Genomic DNA, 18,944 nt, shown 5'->3' on the forward strand with positions numbered 1-18,944 from the left:
AACACTTGATAAAATCAATAAGTTGGAACCATCGATTTCCAGACTTTCAGATAATGCCCTCAAAGCTAAAACAGATGAATTCAAAAAACGTCTTTCCTCAGGAGAAACTCTTGATGATATTTTGCCTGAAGCGTTTGCTGTTGTGAGAGAAGTCTCAAAAAGAACGCTCGGAATGCGTCATTTTGATGTGCAGTTGATCGGTGGAATCGTTCTTCATATGGGAAAAATTGCAGAAATGAAAACAGGCGAGGGAAAAACGCTTGTTGCAACCCTACCTGTATATTTGAATGCTCTTGAAGGCAAAGGTGTCCACATCGTAACAGTAAATGATTACTTGGCGAGAAGAGATTCCGAATGGATGGGAGAAATATATAAATTTTTAGGATTGTCAGTCGGACTTATTCAGCACGATATGGACGACGAAGAGCGTTATAAAGCATACCATTCCGACATTACCTATGGCACAAATAACGAATTTGGATTCGATTATTTAAGAGACAATATGAAATTCAGAAAGAAGGATATGTGCCAAGGTGAACTAAATTATGCAATCGTTGATGAAGTTGACAGCATACTTATCGATGAGGCAAGGACTCCGCTAATCATTTCAGGACCTACCGATGATTCCACGGGGAAATATTATGCTGTCGATAAGATTGTGCCGCGACTGAAAGCCGAAGAGGATTACACAATCGAAGAAAAGACGAGGACAGTGGCTTTGACAGAAGAAGGCGTTGCCAAGGCAGAAAAACTTCTTGGAGTAGATAATCTTTACGACCCAAAAAACATTGAGCTTATCCACCATGTAAATCAAGCCCTGAAGGCGCATACTCTCTTCAAGAGAGATGTAGATTATGTTGTCAAGGATGGAGAAGTCATAATAGTTGACGAATTTACAGGCAGACTTATGCCTGGCAGAAGATATAGCGACGGATTGCACCAAGCCCTTGAAGCAAAAGAAGGGGTCAAGATTGAAAATGAAAATCAAACACTCGCTACCATAACATTTCAGAATTACTTTAGAATGTATAAGAAATTGGCAGGTATGACGGGGACAGCTGATACAGAAGCAGAGGAATTTCAAAAGATATATAATCTTGAAGTTATAGTTATTCCCACAAATAAACCTTTACGAAGAATCGAACATCCTGATGTCATTTACAGGACAGAAGAGGAAAAATTTGAAGCCGTAGTAAATGAAATAGAGGATTGCTATAAAAGGGGACAACCTGTTTTGGTAGGAACGATATCCATCGAAAAATCTGAGCTTATCAGCAGGATGCTTAAAAAAAGAGGCATAAAACACAATGTCCTCAATGCAAAATATCATGAAAAAGAAGCGGAAATTATTGCTCAGGCAGGTAGGAAGCATGCAGTCACTATTGCAACGAATATGGCGGGAAGAGGCACAGATATAGTTTTGGGCGGCGTTGACCCTGTGACGAAGGAAAAAGATGTTGAAAGGGAAAGGGAAGTAATTGAATTGGGCGGACTGCATATAATAGGTACAGAAAGGCACGAAAGCCGAAGAATTGACAATCAGCTCAGAGGTCGTTCTGGAAGGCAGGGGGACCCCGGTTCATCTCGTTTTTATCTTTCAATGGAAGATGATCTTTTGAGAATTTTTGGAATGGATAAGACATCGAACCTTATGGAAAAGATAGGAATGGAAAGAGGACAGCCAATAGAACATTCTTTGGTAACCAAATCCATTGAGAGAGCGCAAAGGAATGTAGAATCTCACAATTTCAGCATCAGGAAACAGCTCCTCGAGTATGATGATGTAATGAATCAGCAAAGAGAAGTTGTATATCAAATGAGAAACGAGATTCTCGAAGCCGAGGATATCGAAGAAGTTGTGACAGATGTTATTGCAGATGTTGTTGAAGATGTATTTTCACAGTATGAAATGGAAGAAGATCTCGAAGAACAGAGAAAAGGAATAGTTGATGCAATTAGCAGACTAAGCAGAGTCGATATAATTCAAGAAGGCATTTCTTTTGAGAACAATGAATATGAAGATGTTAAAGAGGCAGTAATAGATTTGCTTTTAAGAGTCTATAAAGAGAAGAGGGCTGACAGGAAGGCGAAAATCGGTTCTGAAGCAGATGAGCTTGAAAGAATGATCGTTCTTCAGGCAATTGACAATCATTGGAAAGACCATCTTCTTTCTATGGACCATTTGAAGGAAGGAATTGGATTGCGAGGATATGGCCAGCTTGACCCTTTGGTTGAATATAAAAAGGAAGGTTTTGCAATGTTCTCAGAGATGGTTTCAAGGGCTAAAAATGACGCCTTCGAACATCTATTCAAGGTTGAGATTGTTGATGAAGCTGAAATGTATGAGAGACAGCAGAGAAGGCTTCAAAATATATCAATGAGTCATGGCGGTGAAGAGGGTGATACGAAAAAGAAGACGGTAAGACGCCAAGGGGCAAAAATCGGAAGAAATGAGCCATGTCCCTGTGGAAGCGGGAAAAAATACAAAAAATGCTGTGGTGCGGCAGGGCGTGTTACTGCCGGACAATGATGCATCTCATATTTCTTTTGAATCCATCTTAAGAAATTAACCAAAATGTATAAACAAAAAAAATTATTTGTCTGTTTATTTCTAATAGCGTTCCTAATTTTTTCTTCCTGTAAAAGCGCTGAACAAAGAAAAGAAGAAGAAAGACTTGCAATACTATATCACAATGCAGGTGTTAAATTTTTTGCCGATGGCGACTATGAAAGAGCTCTTCGAAATTTTTCAAATGCTGTAAAGTATGACGAAAAAAATCCTTATTATTTGAATGACCTTGCATTGACCTATTCAATGTTGAGGGAATACGATACAGCTTTACGCTATTTCAGGAAAGCGCTGTCAATAAAACCAAACGAATCAGAGATTAGAAATGGTATGGCTTCTACATTGGCAATACAAGGCGACCTTGCCGATGCAATAGTCGAGTGGAAGAAAGTAATCAATGACCCTCTTTATAAATCTCCCTCCATAGTCTATTACAATTTAGGGAAAGCTTATTTTCAATTAGGTGATATTGATAGCGCAAAAAAAAGTTTTCATAATGTATTGAAGTATGACCCGAAAAATGTAGAAACCCTTTATTTCTTGGGCATAATTAGTGAAAAGCGCGGCAACTATGAAGAAGCTGCACGATATTATGAAAGGTCTATTGCCGCAAACCCTGATTTTGCTCCTTCTCATTATAATCTTGGAGTCAATTATTACTTGAGAAATCTTTACCCTGAAGCAGAAGCAGAGTTTAGGTGGATAGTCTATTCAGGCAAAGATGAGACTCTGAAAATCAAAGCGAAAGAATATTTAGATAAATTGAATACATCATTGAAAAACAAGTAAGAAAGAAGAAATATTAAACTCTGTTTTCATAAATCGATTGATGATAGAAAATGTCAAATATAGATGAGAAAGTCAGTGTTTATATCACGCCAACAAATTGCTGTAATCTCGTTTGCCGTTGTCCAAATGCTTCATTGCCTTACCGAAATTTTTTAGAAGCCAATATTGTTTTTAGACTCCTCGAGGAGATAGCCTCTGATGGACTCTTCAACAAAATGGTAACATGGAGCGAGTTTGGTGAATCATTTCTTCATAAGGACAATTTTGACTTCATAAAATTTGTCAAAGAAAAAAAACTAAATATTTATCTTTTGACAAATCTAACCCTTCTGTCACCAGAAGAAATCAAACTGCTAAGCGAAATTCTTTCAAGCGGAGATTTAGTGTGCCTAAATCTCGATTGGGGAAAAAAAATTTATGAAACCATTAGAAAAAATACATCCTACGAAAAAAAACTGGATGATATTTTAAAACTCATATTATTGAACAAGAATAAGAATATGACAGAGCGATTCAAGATTGAGATATGGTCAATCGATTATGACATAGTATCAGACCAAGTGAGAAAAGAATTTTTCGAAGAAATCAAGTACTTGTCTGACCTTTATCAGTTTTCATACTCTGTGGGAAGATTGGAAAATGAAAAGGAATATGTTGATGTGAGTTTTCACAGCCGTGCAGAATCCAATTGGAAAGATTTTCTATTCATTAGCGGTAAACCAATGTGTGCAGGGCTAGAGGCCCCGCAACTTCATATACTTCCAAATGGAAGAGCAGTGCTTTGTTGCCATGATTGGAAAGGAGAAGTTGAGATTGGAAATGTTAAAAGTCAGTCCCTTCGTGAAATTTGGGAAAGCCAAAGGCGCATAGATATGGAAAGGTCGATTTTAGAAAGAAAGATAGATACAAAAATATGCAGACAATGCCTCCGTTTATCCAATTAAAAGTGGAAAATCTATACGGGTTGGTCTATGTTTCCTTCATATTTGAAAATCTGTGAATCTGAAGAGATAGAAAAGCGAATTGAAAAACTCAAAGATGTTTTGAAAGACTGTGTCCTTTGTCCTCACCAATGCCATGTAAACCGTCTTGCCGGCGAAAAAGGAAAATGCAGAGGAGGGGCAAATGCCAGAATATCGAGCGCCGCGCCTCACTTCGGTGAAGAATCTCCTCTTGTGGGAAGATTTGGTTCAGGAACAATTTTCTTGTCTCAATGTAATTTGGGGTGCCTCTTTTGCCAAAACTACGATATCAGTCATTATGACAGCGGTATAGATGTTTCAGCGGAAGAGATTTCATATCATATGCTTGCACTCCAAAAAGCAGGGTGCCATAACATAAATTTCGTTACACCAACACACTACATTCCAGAAATAGTGGAAGCCATAATGATAGCTTGCAGAAGAGGTTTGAAAATCCCGATTGTTTATAATTGTGGAGGATATGAAAATGTAGAAATACTTGAATTGCTCGATGGTATTATTGATATCTATATGCCTGATGCAAAGTTCTATGATGATAAAATAGCGGCTAAATATACGAATGCCAAAGACTATTCAAAACATATGAAGGAATCTCTTATAGAAATGCACAGACAGGTGGGAGATTTGAAGATAAATAAAGATGGAATTGCTGAAAGAGGTCTTTTAGTAAGACATTTAGTAATGCCTGGAATGATGGAAGATTCAAAAAGAATCTTGAAATTTATTTCAGATAAAATATCATCTGATACATATGTCAATGTGATGGGGCAGTATCGTCCATGTCATAGGGCAAATGAATTTGCTGAAATAAATAGATATCCTAAAAGAAGTGAAATAGAAGAAGTTAAAAGATATGCTGAAAAATTTGGATTGAAAAGAGGGCTATGAAAGTGTCTGGGAAACTTCTTTTGCATACTTGCTGTGGACCCTGTGTTATTTATCCACTGCAAGTATTAGAAAAAAAATATGAAATTACAGCCTTCTTTTACAATCCTAACATCTTTCCTAAAAGTGAATATTTGAAAAGACAGGTTACGATGGAAAATTATTTGGAAGATAAAAAAATTCCAATCTTGTTTGCTCAACCTCGCGAAACTTATGATGATTTTTTGAAATCGGTTGAAGGCAACGAAGATAGAAGATGTGAAATCTGTTATCATATACGGCTTGAAACTACAGCAAGAAGAGCCATTGAAGAAGGATTTGATAAGATTTCATCAACATTGTTATACAGTATTTATATGAAACATAAAAAGCTGAAAGAGATAGCAGTGGATATTGCCAATAGATATAAAATAGATTTTGTTTACGAAGATTTCAGAAAAGGTTGGAAAATCGGAGTGCAGGAATCTTTGAAAATCGGAATGTACAGGCAGAAATATTGTGGATGCTCTTTCAGTCTTGAAGAAAGAAATCAGCGTATTATGGAAAAAGAAAGAAAAAAAAGAGGGGTGAAGCAATAATGATGTTTGGCGATTTGGGAAAGATACTCTTCTTCACAGGCATATTAATAGCGGCAATCGGGTTATTTTTAATGCTTTCAAATACATTATCAGGCAAAATTCCTTTTATTGACAAATTAGGGAAACTTCCCGGTGATATCAGAATTGAAAAGAAGAATTTTTCATTCTACTTCCCTTTGACGACATGTATTATCATAAGCATTATCCTTACTTTGATTTTAAGATTTTTCTTTAGAAGATGATTGTTTCGATTTTGTCAGACAAGTTCGCCGACAAATTTTCCTGAATTTCTAACAAGGACCACACTTGAAAAACCGCTAACAAGTTTTTCGATTCTTTTTGCATACTGCATTTCCGTTCCTGTCTCAGGGATCTTTAATCCAAGAAAAACTACATCGGCGTCAAAGGATTCTTCTTTCATCATATCTTCTATGTCTCTGTTTTTATCTCTTAGTATTACCTTTCTTTCTGCAGGAATTCTTGTTGACGGAATCAATTTTGAGAGGTTTTTCTCCATCTCTTGAGCAGACAATTCACTGCTTACAATACTTTTTACAGTAATAGTAGAGCGCCGCCATTCATTGTTTAATGAGAGAAGGTAAGCAAGCAGAAGCATCAAATCCCCATTATGCTGTTTTCCGCGCCACCAAATATCAATTTTTTTATTCTTCTTTTCAATGTCGAGTTTTGATATTTCGGCAATGATGACTGATTTTCCAAGATGACTTACTCGTCTCATAATTCTTAAATATGATGCAAGCCTTTCTGTATAGTTGCTCCATCCAAACATAAGTGTATTTGATGTCAATCCTGCAATGCCCTGCGTTTGTGCCATATTTATTATTCCTTCTTCGAAATGTTCAACAACATTGACTTCACTGAAAGCGACAAGCTGTCTGAGATTTAGTGAATGGTCTATCGACTTTTCTTCTTCCTCGATTTTCTTTACATCATCTTCTGATTCCTTCTCAACGAGATTACAGACTGTCAATATACCTCTGTCATGGTTGAGCCACGATGCAAAACGGACAAGATTGATTCTTTTTTCTACATCTCCCGCAAAAAGTAGAATATGGGGTCTCCAATTGCGAGGATTTTCTGGCAATGTCTTCAGGTTTAAGAGCGCATACCTGGCAAGCGAGAGCCAAAGTCCTCGCCGCAAATCACCCCAAGTTGCACGCATCTCACGGCGTCTAAGTAATGCCCATATTACCAATTCGGATATGATTGCGAGGATGCATGCGCTTTTGCTTATTACGAACATCACCCAAAAACATGCGAGTGCGCCAGCTAAAGATAGAAAAGAGGGGACATTGATGCTTGGACGGTAGTAGGGGTCAGCAACGAGCTTTTCAAGTCCTGCTACAAGATTTATCATTCCATAAGTAGTTAGAAAGAAAATCGTTACAAAGGGCGCTACTGCATTCAGGTTTCCCAATAAAACGGCACAAAGCGCCAAAGTTGAAGATAATATGATTGAAGGAATAGACTCACCGCTTTTAAGCTGATACTTAGCAAACAGAGACGGTACTACACGGTCATTTGCAAGGGCTTGTAGTGTGCGGGGTGCGGCAAGAATACTGCCAACAGCGGAAGAGAATATGGCGCCCCATAGTCCCGGAATAACAAGAAGTGGAACAACAGCAACCTTTGTCCAAACCAAGCTGTCATTCAAAAGAAGTGAATTATCAGCGCTAAAAGCGAGAACAAAAGGCACAGTCAAATAAACGATAAAACCCACAATGACAGCACATAATGTTCCCAATGGTATTGCCTTTTGAGGATTCTTTAGGTCTCCTGACATACTTACACCTGCAAGAATTCCTGTAACAGCAGGGAAAAAAACCGCAAATACAGTCCAAAAGTCTTTTGCATCAGGATAATCGCCCCAAAGGATTGGTTGGTGTTCTCCTATTTTTGTGCCTGCATACAAGGATAGTAGGGAAAGAAATATAAGAACTAAAACGGGGATTTGAGTTTTTAAAGTTATCTCTGGACCTTTTAGTGAAATAATGGTTACAGCTATGACAACAATTGCTGCGACTAATTCAATAGGGAGATTTGGAAAAAGTATTCTCAAAGATTCTGCTAAACCAAAAGAGTAAAGTGTTACCGACAAAACTTGGGAGAGATATAAAGGTATTCCTATGGCACCTCCAATTTCCAGACCCAAACTTCTCGATACGATATAATAGGCACCTCCCACACCAACAGTCATATTTGTAGCTACGGCCGATACCGATAATGCAGTGACAAGGGATATTATATTCGAAAGCCCAATGATTGCCAGTGCGGGAAGTAATCCTGCATTTCCTACAACCCACCCGATTCTCAAATAAAGTATTACACCAAGTATTGTCAATATGGATGGTGTAAATACTCCAAGAAATGTATTCAATTTTCTTGGTATTTCCATATGTAAAAAGGTGTAAAAGTTTTTATCTTTTTAAAGGTACTGAAGCACTTAATAGAATCAAAATAAATGTTGTTTAATGATTATTTATTCTCCAAAAAAAAGAATCTGCCTCTTTATAATTGTTCTTCTCCAATAAATTTCTTGAGGAGGTTTAGAAGTTCTTCATAGCTTTGTAAATTATAATCTGCATACGATTGGACAATGCCTATCCTGATCGAGGTTGCCTTAAAAGGCATTAACTTGAAGAGTTCCTCGTCAGTCCAGTTGTCGCCTGCTGCAAAGATGAAGTCATATGATTTATCTTTTATCCAATGAAGGCAAGCGGTACCCTTGTTTACCCCTGAATTTGTCACAGCTATCACCTTATATCCTCTGCTTATCTGTACATCGAGATTAGCTGTAAATTCCACGAGGTCATCGAGAAGCTCCTTTGCCCGTATAAGGCTCAACTCGGTATCTGCCTTCCTATAATAAAGTGAAGCAGAATATTCCTTTTCTTCAACAAAAGATCCCGGAAGCCTTTCAGAATAAAGCTTCAAGATAGGGACAATTTGCTCCTTCCAGTCATTTGTAAGGGGCTTGATAACTCTCCATTCTCCGTCTAATCCCTTTATCCATGAACCGTTTTCTGCCACAAGAGCAACATCTTTTATTTTTCCAAACCAATCTTCAAGAAAAGTTTTTTCGCTTCCGCTCATAATGACAACCATATTTTTTTTGTCTTTTGCCAGTTTCTTGATAATGGAGATAACCTGCCGGTTTGGTGCTACTCTTTGCGGATGGCCGCTGAATGGAATAATGGTTCCCTCATAATCGAGAATCAGTAATCGCCTTTTGGCTTTCTTGTACTTCGATATAATCTTTTTTTCAGCTTTTGAATTCAAGAGCCTTGCACTGAATTGCCTTTGTTCACTTTTCAATAAAAGAAGCTGCTGCATAAAATCTTCAGCCCATTTTACTATGTTGTAGCGTTTGATTCTTTCCTGCATAACTTTATTTGATTCAATTTGTTCCTCCAAGGGTTTTTCAAGAGCTTCCTTCAAGGCGTCAGAAATCTCTTCGATATCATTGGGATTGATAATTACTGCTTCACCAAGCTCTTTTGCCGTGCCTGCCATTTCACTGAGTATCAACACCCCATCCCCCTCTCTTCTTGATGCAATGTATTCCTTTGCAATGAGATTCATTCCATCACGAAGAGGTGTAATAAGGGCAATATCACTTACACTATATAAAGCAACAAGCGATTCAAATGGTAGAGAGCGATATTGGTAAAGTATAGGTATCCAGTTCATTTTTCCAAATCTTCCATTTATTTTCCCTACCATTTCATCGATTTGCTTTTTCATCTGGCGATATTGTTCAACACCTGTACGCGATGGCACTACGATAATGACAAGAATTACTTTTCCATGCCATCGAGGGTTGTCTGTTAAAAATTTTTCATATGCAATAAGGCGGTTTATTATGCCTTTGGTATAATCAAGACGGTCAATAGAGAGTACCACTTTCATATCTGAAAGCATCTTCAACAGCTTATCCTTGTTTTTTTGAACCGCTGGTTTTGTTACTCCATTGTGATATTTGTCATAGTCAATTCCCATTGGGAATGTTTCTGCCTTTATTATTCTGTCCCCATATATCAATTTCCCCATATTGTTTTCATACCCCAATATTCGCAGTACACAGCGAAGGAAATATTGCGTGTAATCATGTGTATGGAATCCTATCAGATCAGCTCCGAGAATTCCCTGTAAAATTTCTTCTCTCCATTTGCCCGGGAGAAGTCTGAATATTTCAAAGGTGGGGAAGGGAATATGGAGAAAAAAACCGATTGCCAATTTGGGATATTTTTGCCTCAAAAGGTTAGGCAAAAGCATTAAATGATAGTCGTGCACCCATACAATATCATCAGGTTCAACAACTTCTGTAACTGCATCATAAAAAAGATTGTTGACAATCTTATAGTGCTTCCAAAGGTCATGGTCAAAAACTGTATAGGAGGGAAAATAGTGGAAAAGGGGCCAGATTGTATTATTGCAAAAGCCATGATAATACTTATCCATTGATTCTTCGGGGATAAATACAGGGTAGGCGTTCAATTTTGGCAATTCTTTTGTCTTCAGCAGTTTTTTTGTTTTTTCATCAGGAGAGATTTCAGGCCATCCTATCCATAGAAAATCTGGACCCTTTTTCGAAGATGAGCCCTTGACTGAATCGAGATAAGCAGTAAGGCCGGAAACTAATCCGCCTGCACTCATTTTGAGATTTAGTTTTTCATCTTTTTTCTCAACGACAACAGGAAGGCGGTTAGAGACAATAATCAATTTCATCTTTTATTTTACTCCTTCAGTATTTTTCATATTTGCATCAATCAACACATATTAAGTAAAACAAAAAAATTAATTTGAACAATAAAAAAAGAATTAATGCATAAATGAAGATATTATACTGATGTTATATTTTACAAATGAAAAGTTTCAATTCTTTATCTTTTCATAAGATTATTATTTTAGTGATTTAGTTGACATCCTATAGATTATATTTGTATTATGAAAAATTCAGTTTCTGCAACCTTTAATGGAGGTAAGTATGAAGAAAAGTTCACAAAAGAAATTAATTTCTTTTTTTCTAATAATTATATCATTTTTTTTGGCAGGTTGGTTTCAAGGGACTGAGACCAAAAAACCTGAAAAGATTATAAAAATAATGGAAGATGAATTGAACCGTTCAATGAAAAAACTGAAACTTCCTGATTTTCAGCCGCCTTATTTTATAAGTTATCTTATGAGAGAATCACAGCTATTTTCAGTATCTGCAAAATACGGAGCAATATTTTCAAAAAACAAACGCAATGTGAGGTCCATATATTGTGAAACAAGGGTAGGAAATTATAAATTTGACAGTTCGTCTGTAAGCGGCTCACCTTTTGGATTTTCGAAAGATTATTCTTTGGCAGGAATGTATGGTTTCTCTTCTGCGCCAATAGATGATGACGAAAGAGCCATTCGTACTTCACTCTGGCTTTTAACTGACAGTAAATACAAAAGAGCTTTGTCTTCTTACCTCAAAAAGAAGAGCGAAAAGATCTTTAAAGTAGATAAAGAAGAAGAGGAACTTGATGATTTTTCCCGGGAAGAATCAGATATTTTTATTTCGAAAAAAGAGAAGTTGGAATATGACGAAAAGAAGATAATAAAGACCCTGAGATATATAAGCTCAATATTTAATGAATATCCTGAGATAACCAACAGCGGTGTTGAGGCAGAAGGGAGGGTTTTATCGAAGTACTTTGTAAATTCTGAAGGGCAAAAGTTTTTTACTTCATATCCTCTTTATATGTCGAGCATCAATGCAACTTTGATTACTGAAGATGGTGAAGCGCTATCAAATCAGGATGTCTTCTATGATATCGATCCGGATAGTGTCGTTGACAAACAAAGATTGGAAAAAAGAGTAAGGAAATTGATAAGTGAACTCAAAGCACTTAGCAAGGCAGAAAAAATGGACCCTTATGCAGGACCTGCAATTTTGTCTCCAAAAGTAACAGGTGTATTTTTCCATGAAGCTATTGGCCATAGACTTGAAGGCGAAAGACAAAGGACCGATGAAGAAGGACAAACATTCAAGGGAAAAGTTGGGAAAAAAATAATACCTGAATTTCTGACTGTAGAAGATGACCCAACTCTGAAATATTTTAATGGAGTTCATCTCAATGGTTTTTATGAATATGATGATGAAGGAGTGAAAGCGCAAAAGGTGGAACTGATAAAGGACGGTGTTTTGAAAAATTTTCTGCTTTCAAGGACTCCCATAAAAGGATTCAACAAATCTAATGGACATGGGAGAGCCAGCGGACAAAGAAAACCGATGGGGAGGATGGCTAATCTCATTATCAAATCATCGAAAGAATATTCTGCCGATGAATTGAAAAGAATGCTGATCGAGGAAGCTAAAAAAAGAGGGAAAAAATTCGGCTTGATTATAAGAGATATCGAAGGAGGAGGGGAAACTTCCACAAGCAGAAGGTCCTTTCAAGCATTCAGAAGCACACCCAAACTTGTTTATAAGGTCGATGTAGAGACTGGAGAAGAAACATTGGTAAGAGGAGTAGAAATTGTCGGTACTCCCCTAATCAGCATAAACAGAATCATTGCCACAGGCAAAGATTATGAAGTATTCAATGGATATTGCGGTGCTGAATCAGGTTCGGTACCTGTTTCAACAGTTGCTCCCAGTGTATTGATAGAAGAGATTGAGCTTCAAAGGAAACCATTGAAGAAGACAAGACCGCCAATTCTTGAAAAGCCGCAAATTGAAATTAACCAATAGCTTTATATGTAAGGTTATGATTTGCAAGCAGTGATTCTATTTTTGAGAGGTCTTTATTGTAAACCTTCAATGCAACGCCGCATCTTGATTTGACGCCTTTTGGCTTTGGCACAATCATATTTGATAATTTATTATCCTTTAATATTTGTTCTGCTTTCAGAGTCATATGTGTAGTTTCAAAAACCAGAATAGATGTTTTTCTCACGAAGTTATTCCTTTGAAATGGATTACCAGAATTTCCGCTCCTTTGCCTCCTTTTCCAAATCTTCACGGAAATCAGGATGTGCAATACTTATCAATGCCTTTGCTCTTTCTTTCATACTTTTCCCATGAAGATTGACTGCTCCGTATTCAGTTACCACCCAGTGGACATCCCCGCGCGATGTGACAACACCTGCGCCCGGATCGAGCTTAGGAACAATTCTTGAAACTTTGCCTCCTTTAGCGGTTGATGGTAATGCAATTATTGGTTTGCCATTTTCAGAGCGGGCGGCACCTCTTATAAAATCCACCTGTCCCCCTATACCGCTGAATTGGAGAGTGCCCATACTATCTGCACAAACTTGTCCTGTAATATCGATTTGAATTGCAGAATTTATTGCTACCATCTTTTCATTTTGTGAAATGATGAAAGGGTCATTTGTATAATCAGAGGGATGAAGCTCAATTATAGGATTATTGTCAACGAATCTGTAAAGTTCTTCGCTGCCCATCAGGAAGCTCGATACAATCTTGCCGGGATGTATTGTCTTCTTCTCATTATTGATAACTCCTAATTCCACAAGTTCAATAACACCGTCAGAAAACATCTCAGTATGGACACCGAGATCTTTCTTATTTTTGAGATTTGCAAGTGTTGCATTTGGAATTGCTCCGATCCCCATTTGAAGAGTAGAACCGTCTTCAATAAGTTCAGCAACATTTTCACCAATTTTACTGCTTATATCATCCATTTTATGATTTGGAAGTGTCAAAAGGGGTGCTGACGACTCAACAATTGCATCGAGTTTACTGACATGGATGAAACTGTTGCCAAGAGTTCGCGGCATTCTTTCATTTACTTCAGCAATAATTATTTTTGCGTTTTCTGCTGCAGGTTTTATTATGTCAACAGATACACCGAATGAACAAAATCCGTGAGAATCAGGCGGAGACACCTGAATCAATGCTACATCGATTGGAAGTATTCCCTTTTTGAAAAGTCGAGGAATTTCCGAGAGAAAAATGGGAGTAAATTCAGCCCTTCCGGAATTAACAGCTTCTCTAACATTTGCCCCAACGAAAAAAGCATTATGTCTAAAAGAACCTTCATATTTTGGGTCCGTATAATCTGCTATACCCATAGTCAATAGACTTACTATTTCAACATTTTTTAAATCCTGAGCAACAACATTCAAAGCCTTTACAAGCACCTGCGGTTCAGCGCATCCTGAACCTATGATTATTCTACTATTTGATTCAATCAAACTAACCGCTTTTTCCGGTGTCGTTATTTTTTGTCTATAGATTACTGGCCAGTCCATTAGACGATTTCCTCTATTGGTGTATATTTCCTGTTGAAAAGGTCGGCAAGAACCTTCATCGTAATTTTGCCCTTGTATGTATATGTCCCTCTCGCAAGAGAAGGAATTGATTTAAGATATCCATCTCCAGTATTGCCTATTTCAACTATATAAGGGAATAAAGCATGACTCAGTGCCTGCGAGGATGCGCGTGCCGCAAGTGATGGAATGTTCGGTACACAATAATGCACTACACCGAATTTTTCAAATACTGGATTACTCAATGTAGTTGGCCTGCTTGTTTCAACACACCCGCCTTGGTCGATTGAGAGGTCAATAATGACAGAACCTTTCTTCATTGTTTTGACCATCTCTTCCTTTACAACTATCGGACTCTTTGCTCCTTTGAGATATACAGCGCCGATTACGACATCGGCATTCTTTATCCATTCCGCGATTCCATGAGTGCTTGAAAAACCTGTCGAAACGCTCTTGCCAATGGTGTCTTCAACTAAACGGAGTTTTTCTACATTGCGGTCTATAATGAGCACTCTTGCACCCAAAGCCGAAGCAGTACGAGCCGCACTTCGACCTACACTTCCTGCGCCTATAATTAGAACATTGGCAGGCTCTATTCCGGGTGCGCCTCCCAAAAGAATTCCGCGTCCTCCTTTGTTTGTCTGAAGGTAAGAAGCCGCAATTTGTACTCCAAGGGCTCCTGCGATTTCTCCTGTTGCCGCTTCTATTACCAATTCACCTCTTTCATCTGAAATAACTTCAAAGCCGATAGAAGTAATTTCTCTTTCTAAGAGGAGGTCTAAATACTTTTCACTTGCAACAGCAAGATGCTGAAATGACATAACCGTTGCTCCTCTTTTTATCATCGCAAGGAAATCATAAGGAAGTGGAGTGACTGAAATTATCAAGTCTCCTCTTTTGCAAATTTCTTCCTCTGTATAGGCAATTTTGGCGCCTTTCAATTCATATTCACGGTCACTGAATCCACTTGCAGTGCCGGCGCCCTTCAAAAAATAAACATCATTACCCTCTTTAACGATTGTTGATACAGCGCCGGGGGTGAGAGGGACTCTCAAGTCTTCACTTATTTTGTTATATACAATTGAAATATCCATAACGAAAATTATAAAAGCAGGCAAATATTCGGTCAATAGAAACTATGAATAAGTATTTTTTTTACTCTGAAAGAGCAAAAGTCATTTAACACAAAACTCCGACAGCGCATTGATATGATTTCCTTTATTACACAAACTTGTTTATTGAATAATGAATGAAATGACGGGTATCGATAAAAAATTCTGCATCATAGTTATATATAAAATCCTTTAAAATATGAGAAAGGGAATATCCAAAAAGCAATGCCTACCGTTGAATTATATCTTTTTCGAGTTGAAGTAATTCAAAAAATACTCTAAATCACAAATAAAATTATTTTTAAATTTGGATATCAACATTATTACAACTTATGCAAACTTTGAAAATTGATAAATGTATAAGCGGGGAGAAGATAAAAAATGGAATATAGACGGTTGGGGCGCACAGGGATAAAAGTATCGGCTATATCATTTGGTGGATTGCCTACTACATTTATGCCAAAAGAAGAAGTAATACCCTTGATTCATACAGCTATTGATATGGGAATAAATTATTTCGACCTTGATGAGGGGCCTGCGCAATTTAATGATAAAAATGCATACATTGACAGCGCTTCAAAGATGGGTGAAGTGCTGAAAGAACGAAGAGACGAAGTATATGTCGGTGTAAAAACGATGAAAAAGAAAAAATCTGAGGTATTGGAAGATATAGACAAAGCGTTGAATTTGATTTTTAAAGGAAGTTCAAGAGAAGTAATTGATATCTTTCATCTTGCCTTCGTTGATTATGAAGAAAGTTTGAATGAAATAATGGATAGTAACGGCGGGATTGCCGCCCTTGAAGAAGCAAAGAAACAGGGCTTGATTGACTATACACTTGTTGCAGGACACAACTATCCTATTCTTATTGATGCAATCAAGACAGGGGCCTTTGATGTTGTTGAATTTCCATTCAATATTATTGAATATGAGGTTGAAGAAAAGCTTCTTCCCATTGCTCAAAAATACGACATTGGGACGGTGGTGATGAAGCCCTTCGGAGGCGGCCAATTTGGAGAGGTTGCAGAGGCACAGATGAAATGGCTGTATTCGAAGCCGGTATCGTGCATAATTCCGGGAACAAAAACAATCGAAGAATTAAAGAAAAATATTGCTGTAGCAGAGTCTAATATTCCTCTTTCTGATGAAGAAAATAACAAACTTTTAGAATTCAGGGAAAGGATGGGCAACAGGTATTGCCATAGATGCGGCTATTGTTTGCCTTGCCCTCAAGGTTTACGAATTTTTGGTCTTCTTGATATATTGAATGCAGGTGTATTGAGTTATGAAAAGAAGAAGATTGCCTATCTTCAAGCCATTGAAAAAGGCACACTTAAACCTGCTTCTGAATGTGTAGCATGCAGGGAATGTGAGTCAAGATGTCCCTACGATTTGCCAATAGCCGATATGATGAAGGAGATGGTAGATAAATTTGGAATTTAATGTATAAGTGCTTTTAAATTACTCTTTTCAATAAAATCTTCGAATTCATTCATATCTTTGCAAATTATATCTGAAAGATACTTTATACACCAATTGATTCCCAGTGGAGAAATGGAAATAACAAATCTTCCTTTCTTCTTTGCCTCCCACATTTCTATTGCCGTCCCCATACTTGCTTCAGGCAAATATGCAATAAGTATGTCTGCATTGGATGCAGTTTCCATAAGCTCAAAAAATGTCTTCTTCCCCTTGTCATCATCATAATTTATAGAGTTGGGATGATTTGAATAGGGACAAATGATTTCTGCATCTTTGTATTTTGCCATTAATATGGTCTTGATTTTTTTTCTGTAATCCTGTGAATGGATTTTTTTATCAGCAATTGAACCTTGTATAATGCCACCAATAAAAAAAGTTAATTTCTTCATTTATTTTCCTTCAAATAGCCGTTCTGCAAGATATAAAGGCAATTCCTTCTTTCTAATCTTTTCTGCTGTTTTTTCTACATCATACTCTTCCAAATAGTAGGTGATAAGTTTTTTTTCACTGTCGAAGACAACAAATGATGCTCTCCAATCCCTGTCTCTTGGCTGTCCCACACTTCCGGGATTTATAAGGTAAATATAGTTTTCTTTCAAATGAAATTTGATTTTGCTTCCTTCCGAAGGGCTAATATTGGCAGTTGAATATGCCGCTTTAAAATGGGTATGTACAAAAAAGCAGATTTTGATACCAATTTCATAATCTTCAAGGTAGTTTAGGCACTTTTCGGCTGTAGCTTCTCCAAAGATATATTCATCAGCGTCACGAGGAGAGCCGTGGACACAAAGTATTTCATTGCTTATATTCATTTTTTCAGGGAGTTGGCACAGAAAATCTCGGTTTTTTTGTGAAAGTTCTCCTCTTGTCCATAAAACAGCTTCACGTGCAACAGGATTAAAAAAAATCGGCTCCTCAATACCGCACGCAACTCTATCATGATTGCCCATCAGGGAGGGGATTTCTCTTTCCCTGATGATTTCAACACATTCATTTGGATTTGCATTATATCCAACTATATCGCCGAGGCAGTAGATGCTGTCTGCGTCTATCTTTTCTATTTTTTTCAATACAGATTCAAATGCCTCAAGATTGGAGTGAATATCAGAAATGATAGCTATCTTCATTTTATCGCAATCAAATAATAATTTTGAAGTTATCTTATAAAAGATTTTTTGGGTGAACAAGACAAAGTTTCGAGAATTCCACTACCAATATTTTTATTTCAGGAAAAAGTATTAGAAAAATTATTCTTCTTGACATTGATCTCAAAAGATAAGATAAGGTTGACAAATACCATATAAAATACTCCTTAAATAGTGTCTAAAAACATCTTTAATATGAATTAGCATTTATTTACCATTTATATATAAAAAGAGAGTATTTCAATAAATAAAAAAACGGAGAAAAAATGAATTTGAAATATATTGATTTTTCATTGAATGAAATTGATATCAATGACAGCGCTGTAAATGAAAAGACAGAAGAAGCAATGAATATTCTTTCTTCAATGGTCTTTCTCGATATTTCAGAAGCTGCAGGTGAATGCTTCAATGAGAAAATTTTTGAAGTGTCTCGCTCTTTTTTGAGAAGCGCTCTTGAAAAAGAAAAGAAAAATGCCATCGAGGCAGGAAAGGATGCTTACAAAAGGTTTATCCTTTCTCCATCAGTCAATAAGAAAACTGCAACAATTTTGGCAAACCACTTTTTTATTGCGGCATTGTTGAGGAAGGGAAGGGATACTATCGCTGAATTTTCAAATATAGATATGGATAATGAGTTGTGGATGCTTCCTCAAACAGATAAAAACAGAAACGAAAGAACTCATTGAACTGTTTCAGCAAAAGGAAATAATGGACTGAAAGATGGCACTTGTTGAATCTATCGATATTCCGCTTGGAAGTCCTATGCCGCAATTTCAATTGAAAGACCCTTATGGAAAATCCTATAATAGCGAAAATATTGCAGGAGAAAAGGGACTGCTTGTCGTTTTCACCTGCAATCATTGTCCATATGCAAAAGCAATCTGGCCGCGGTTTGTCAAATTGGCAAAAGCTTCAAAAAAGAGGGGCATCAATACAGTAGCCATCAATCCAAACATTCATCCTGATTACCCAGAAGACAAACCTGAAATGATGATAAAAAAGATCGAAGAATTGAATATAGATTTTCCATATCTAATAGATGAATCACAAACTGTAGCAAAAGCATTTGGTGCTCAATGTACTCCAGACATATATCTTTATGATTGGAAATT

Annotated in this window: 17 protein-coding genes; 10 read left to right on the forward strand and 7 right to left on the reverse strand. The window is 37.1% G+C overall.

The genetic code is table 11. The features are described from left to right. The 6 genes from secA to D6734_02050 form a co-directional block, all read left to right on the forward strand. Window positions 1-2,530, forward strand: a 2,530-nt coding sequence (gene secA, locus D6734_02025) for a preprotein translocase subunit SecA (protein RMF97463.1), incomplete at its 5' end; no start/stop codon positions are given. 45 nt (window positions 2,531-2,575) lie between these two features. Then, on the forward strand, window positions 2,576-3,358 hold the full coding sequence (locus D6734_02030) for a tetratricopeptide repeat protein (GenBank protein RMF97464.1): 783 nt from the start codon (window positions 2,576-2,578) through the stop codon (window positions 3,356-3,358). A 50-nt stretch (window positions 3,359-3,408) separates the two neighbouring features. Beyond that, complete coding sequence (locus D6734_02035) at window positions 3,409-4,302, forward strand: radical SAM/SPASM domain-containing protein (GenBank protein ID RMF97465.1); 894 nt, start codon at window positions 3,409-3,411, stop codon at window positions 4,300-4,302. 27 nt (window positions 4,303-4,329) lie between these two features. Then, a complete protein-coding gene (locus tag D6734_02040) occupies window positions 4,330-5,229 on the forward strand; it encodes a radical SAM protein (GenBank protein RMF97466.1) in 900 nt (299 codons plus the stop codon). Next, window positions 5,226-5,804 (forward strand): hypothetical protein, encoded by a 579-nt coding sequence (locus tag D6734_02045; GenBank protein ID RMF97467.1) that lies wholly within the window; start codon window positions 5,226-5,228, stop codon window positions 5,802-5,804. The genes D6734_02040 and D6734_02045 overlap by 4 nt, the downstream gene beginning before the upstream one ends. Continuing rightward, entirely contained in the window at window positions 5,804-6,046 is a 243-nt protein-coding gene (locus D6734_02050) for a DUF2905 domain-containing protein (protein ID RMF97468.1), read from the forward strand. The genes D6734_02045 and D6734_02050 overlap by 1 nt, the downstream gene beginning before the upstream one ends. A 14-nt stretch (window positions 6,047-6,060) precedes the next feature. On the opposite strand, the gene D6734_02055 is transcribed toward D6734_02050, so the two are convergent. Next, window positions 6,061-8,220, reverse strand: a complete 2,160-nt coding sequence (locus tag D6734_02055; protein RMF97469.1) for a Na-K-Cl cotransporter — start codon at window positions 8,218-8,220, stop codon at window positions 6,061-6,063. A 113-nt stretch (window positions 8,221-8,333) separates the two neighbouring features. Continuing rightward, window positions 8,334-10,553 carry a bifunctional alpha,alpha-trehalose-phosphate synthase (UDP-forming)/trehalose-phosphatase gene (locus D6734_02060; protein ID RMF97470.1) on the reverse strand — a complete coding sequence of 740 codons (2,220 nt, stop codon included), beginning with the start codon at window positions 10,551-10,553 and terminating at the stop codon, window positions 8,334-8,336. Window positions 10,554-10,800: 247 nt separating this feature from the next. Between D6734_02060 and D6734_02065 the strand changes: the two genes are divergently transcribed. Then, a complete protein-coding gene (locus tag D6734_02065) occupies window positions 10,801-12,552 on the forward strand; it encodes a TldD/PmbA family protein (GenBank protein ID RMF97471.1) in 1,752 nt (583 codons plus the stop codon). Here D6734_02065 and D6734_02070 read toward each other — a convergent pair. The 3 genes from D6734_02070 to D6734_02080 are packed head-to-tail and all read right to left on the reverse strand — an operon-like array spanning window position 12,542 to window position 15,223. Beyond that, window positions 12,542-12,757: a DUF3343 domain-containing protein gene (locus D6734_02070; protein RMF97472.1), complete on the reverse strand. Its 216-nt coding sequence runs from the start codon at window positions 12,755-12,757 to the stop codon at window positions 12,542-12,544. The genes D6734_02065 and D6734_02070 overlap by 11 nt on opposite strands. A 22-nt stretch (window positions 12,758-12,779) precedes the next feature. Then, window positions 12,780-14,075 carry an acetyl-CoA hydrolase/transferase family protein gene (locus D6734_02075; protein RMF97473.1) on the reverse strand — a complete coding sequence of 432 codons (1,296 nt, stop codon included), beginning with the start codon at window positions 14,073-14,075 and terminating at the stop codon, window positions 12,780-12,782. Then, window positions 14,075-15,223 (reverse strand): alanine dehydrogenase, encoded by a 1,149-nt coding sequence (locus tag D6734_02080; GenBank protein RMF97474.1) that lies wholly within the window; start codon window positions 15,221-15,223, stop codon window positions 14,075-14,077. The genes D6734_02075 and D6734_02080 overlap by 1 nt, the downstream gene beginning before the upstream one ends. A gap of 363 nt (window positions 15,224-15,586) precedes the next feature. On the opposite strand from D6734_02080, the gene D6734_02085 reads away from it, so the two are divergent. Further along, on the forward strand, window positions 15,587-16,648 hold the full coding sequence (locus D6734_02085; GenBank protein RMF97475.1) for a hypothetical protein: 1,062 nt from the start codon (window positions 15,587-15,589) through the stop codon (window positions 16,646-16,648). Here D6734_02085 and D6734_02090 read toward each other — a convergent pair. Together D6734_02090 and D6734_02095 are read right to left on the reverse strand one after the other, a co-directional pair. Next, the gene (locus tag D6734_02090) at window positions 16,645-17,076 is read right to left on the reverse strand and encodes a hypothetical protein (GenBank protein ID RMF97476.1); all 432 of its coding nucleotides are present in this window, start codon (window positions 17,074-17,076) and stop codon (window positions 16,645-16,647) included. The two genes, D6734_02085 and D6734_02090, sit on opposite strands and share 4 nt — an antisense overlap. Further along, entirely contained in the window at window positions 17,077-17,814 is a 738-nt protein-coding gene (locus D6734_02095; GenBank protein RMF97477.1) for a metallophosphoesterase, read from the reverse strand. It lies immediately after the preceding gene. A gap of 284 nt (window positions 17,815-18,098) precedes the next feature. On the opposite strand from D6734_02095, the gene D6734_02100 reads away from it, so the two are divergent. Continuing rightward, a complete protein-coding gene (locus D6734_02100; GenBank protein RMF97478.1) occupies window positions 18,099-18,518 on the forward strand; it encodes a hypothetical protein in 420 nt (139 codons plus the stop codon). A gap of 34 nt (window positions 18,519-18,552) precedes the next feature. Continuing rightward, window positions 18,553-18,944 (forward strand): thioredoxin family protein (locus D6734_02105; GenBank protein RMF97479.1); only part of this gene is annotated, 392 nt, incomplete at its 3' end.

Source organism: Candidatus Schekmanbacteria bacterium (assembly GCA_003695725.1).
In the GTDB taxonomy this organism is placed as follows: Bacteria; Schekmanbacteria; GWA2-38-11; order GWA2-38-11; family J061; genus J061.

Excerpts from the sequence above, each read along its gene's own strand:
- D6734_02030 (RMF97464.1), top strand. The coding sequence starts at position 2,576 with ATGTATAAACAAAAAAAATTATTTGTCTGTTTATTTCTAATAGCGTTC.
- D6734_02035 (RMF97465.1), top strand. The coding sequence starts at position 3,409 with ATGTCAAATATAGATGAGAAAGTCAGTGTTTATATCACGCCAACAAAT.
- D6734_02040 (RMF97466.1), top strand. The coding sequence starts at position 4,330 with ATGTTTCCTTCATATTTGAAAATCTGTGAATCTGAAGAGATAGAAAAG.
- D6734_02045 (RMF97467.1), top strand. The coding sequence starts at position 5,226 with ATGAAAGTGTCTGGGAAACTTCTTTTGCATACTTGCTGTGGACCCTGT.
- D6734_02050 (RMF97468.1), top strand. The coding sequence starts at position 5,804 with ATGATGTTTGGCGATTTGGGAAAGATACTCTTCTTCACAGGCATATTA.
- D6734_02055 (RMF97469.1), bottom strand. The coding sequence starts at position 8,220 with ATGGAAATACCAAGAAAATTGAATACATTTCTTGGAGTATTTACACCA.
- D6734_02060 (RMF97470.1), bottom strand. The coding sequence starts at position 10,553 with ATGAAATTGATTATTGTCTCTAACCGCCTTCCTGTTGTCGTTGAGAAA.
- D6734_02065 (RMF97471.1), top strand. The coding sequence starts at position 10,801 with ATGGAGGTAAGTATGAAGAAAAGTTCACAAAAGAAATTAATTTCTTTT.
- D6734_02075 (RMF97473.1), bottom strand. The coding sequence starts at position 14,075 with ATGGACTGGCCAGTAATCTATAGACAAAAAATAACGACACCGGAAAAA.
- D6734_02085 (RMF97475.1), top strand. The coding sequence starts at position 15,587 with ATGGAATATAGACGGTTGGGGCGCACAGGGATAAAAGTATCGGCTATA.
- D6734_02090 (RMF97476.1), bottom strand. The coding sequence starts at position 17,076 with ATGAAGAAATTAACTTTTTTTATTGGTGGCATTATACAAGGTTCAATT.
- D6734_02095 (RMF97477.1), bottom strand. The coding sequence starts at position 17,814 with ATGAAGATAGCTATCATTTCTGATATTCACTCCAATCTTGAGGCATTT.
- D6734_02100 (RMF97478.1), top strand. The coding sequence starts at position 18,099 with ATGAATTTGAAATATATTGATTTTTCATTGAATGAAATTGATATCAAT.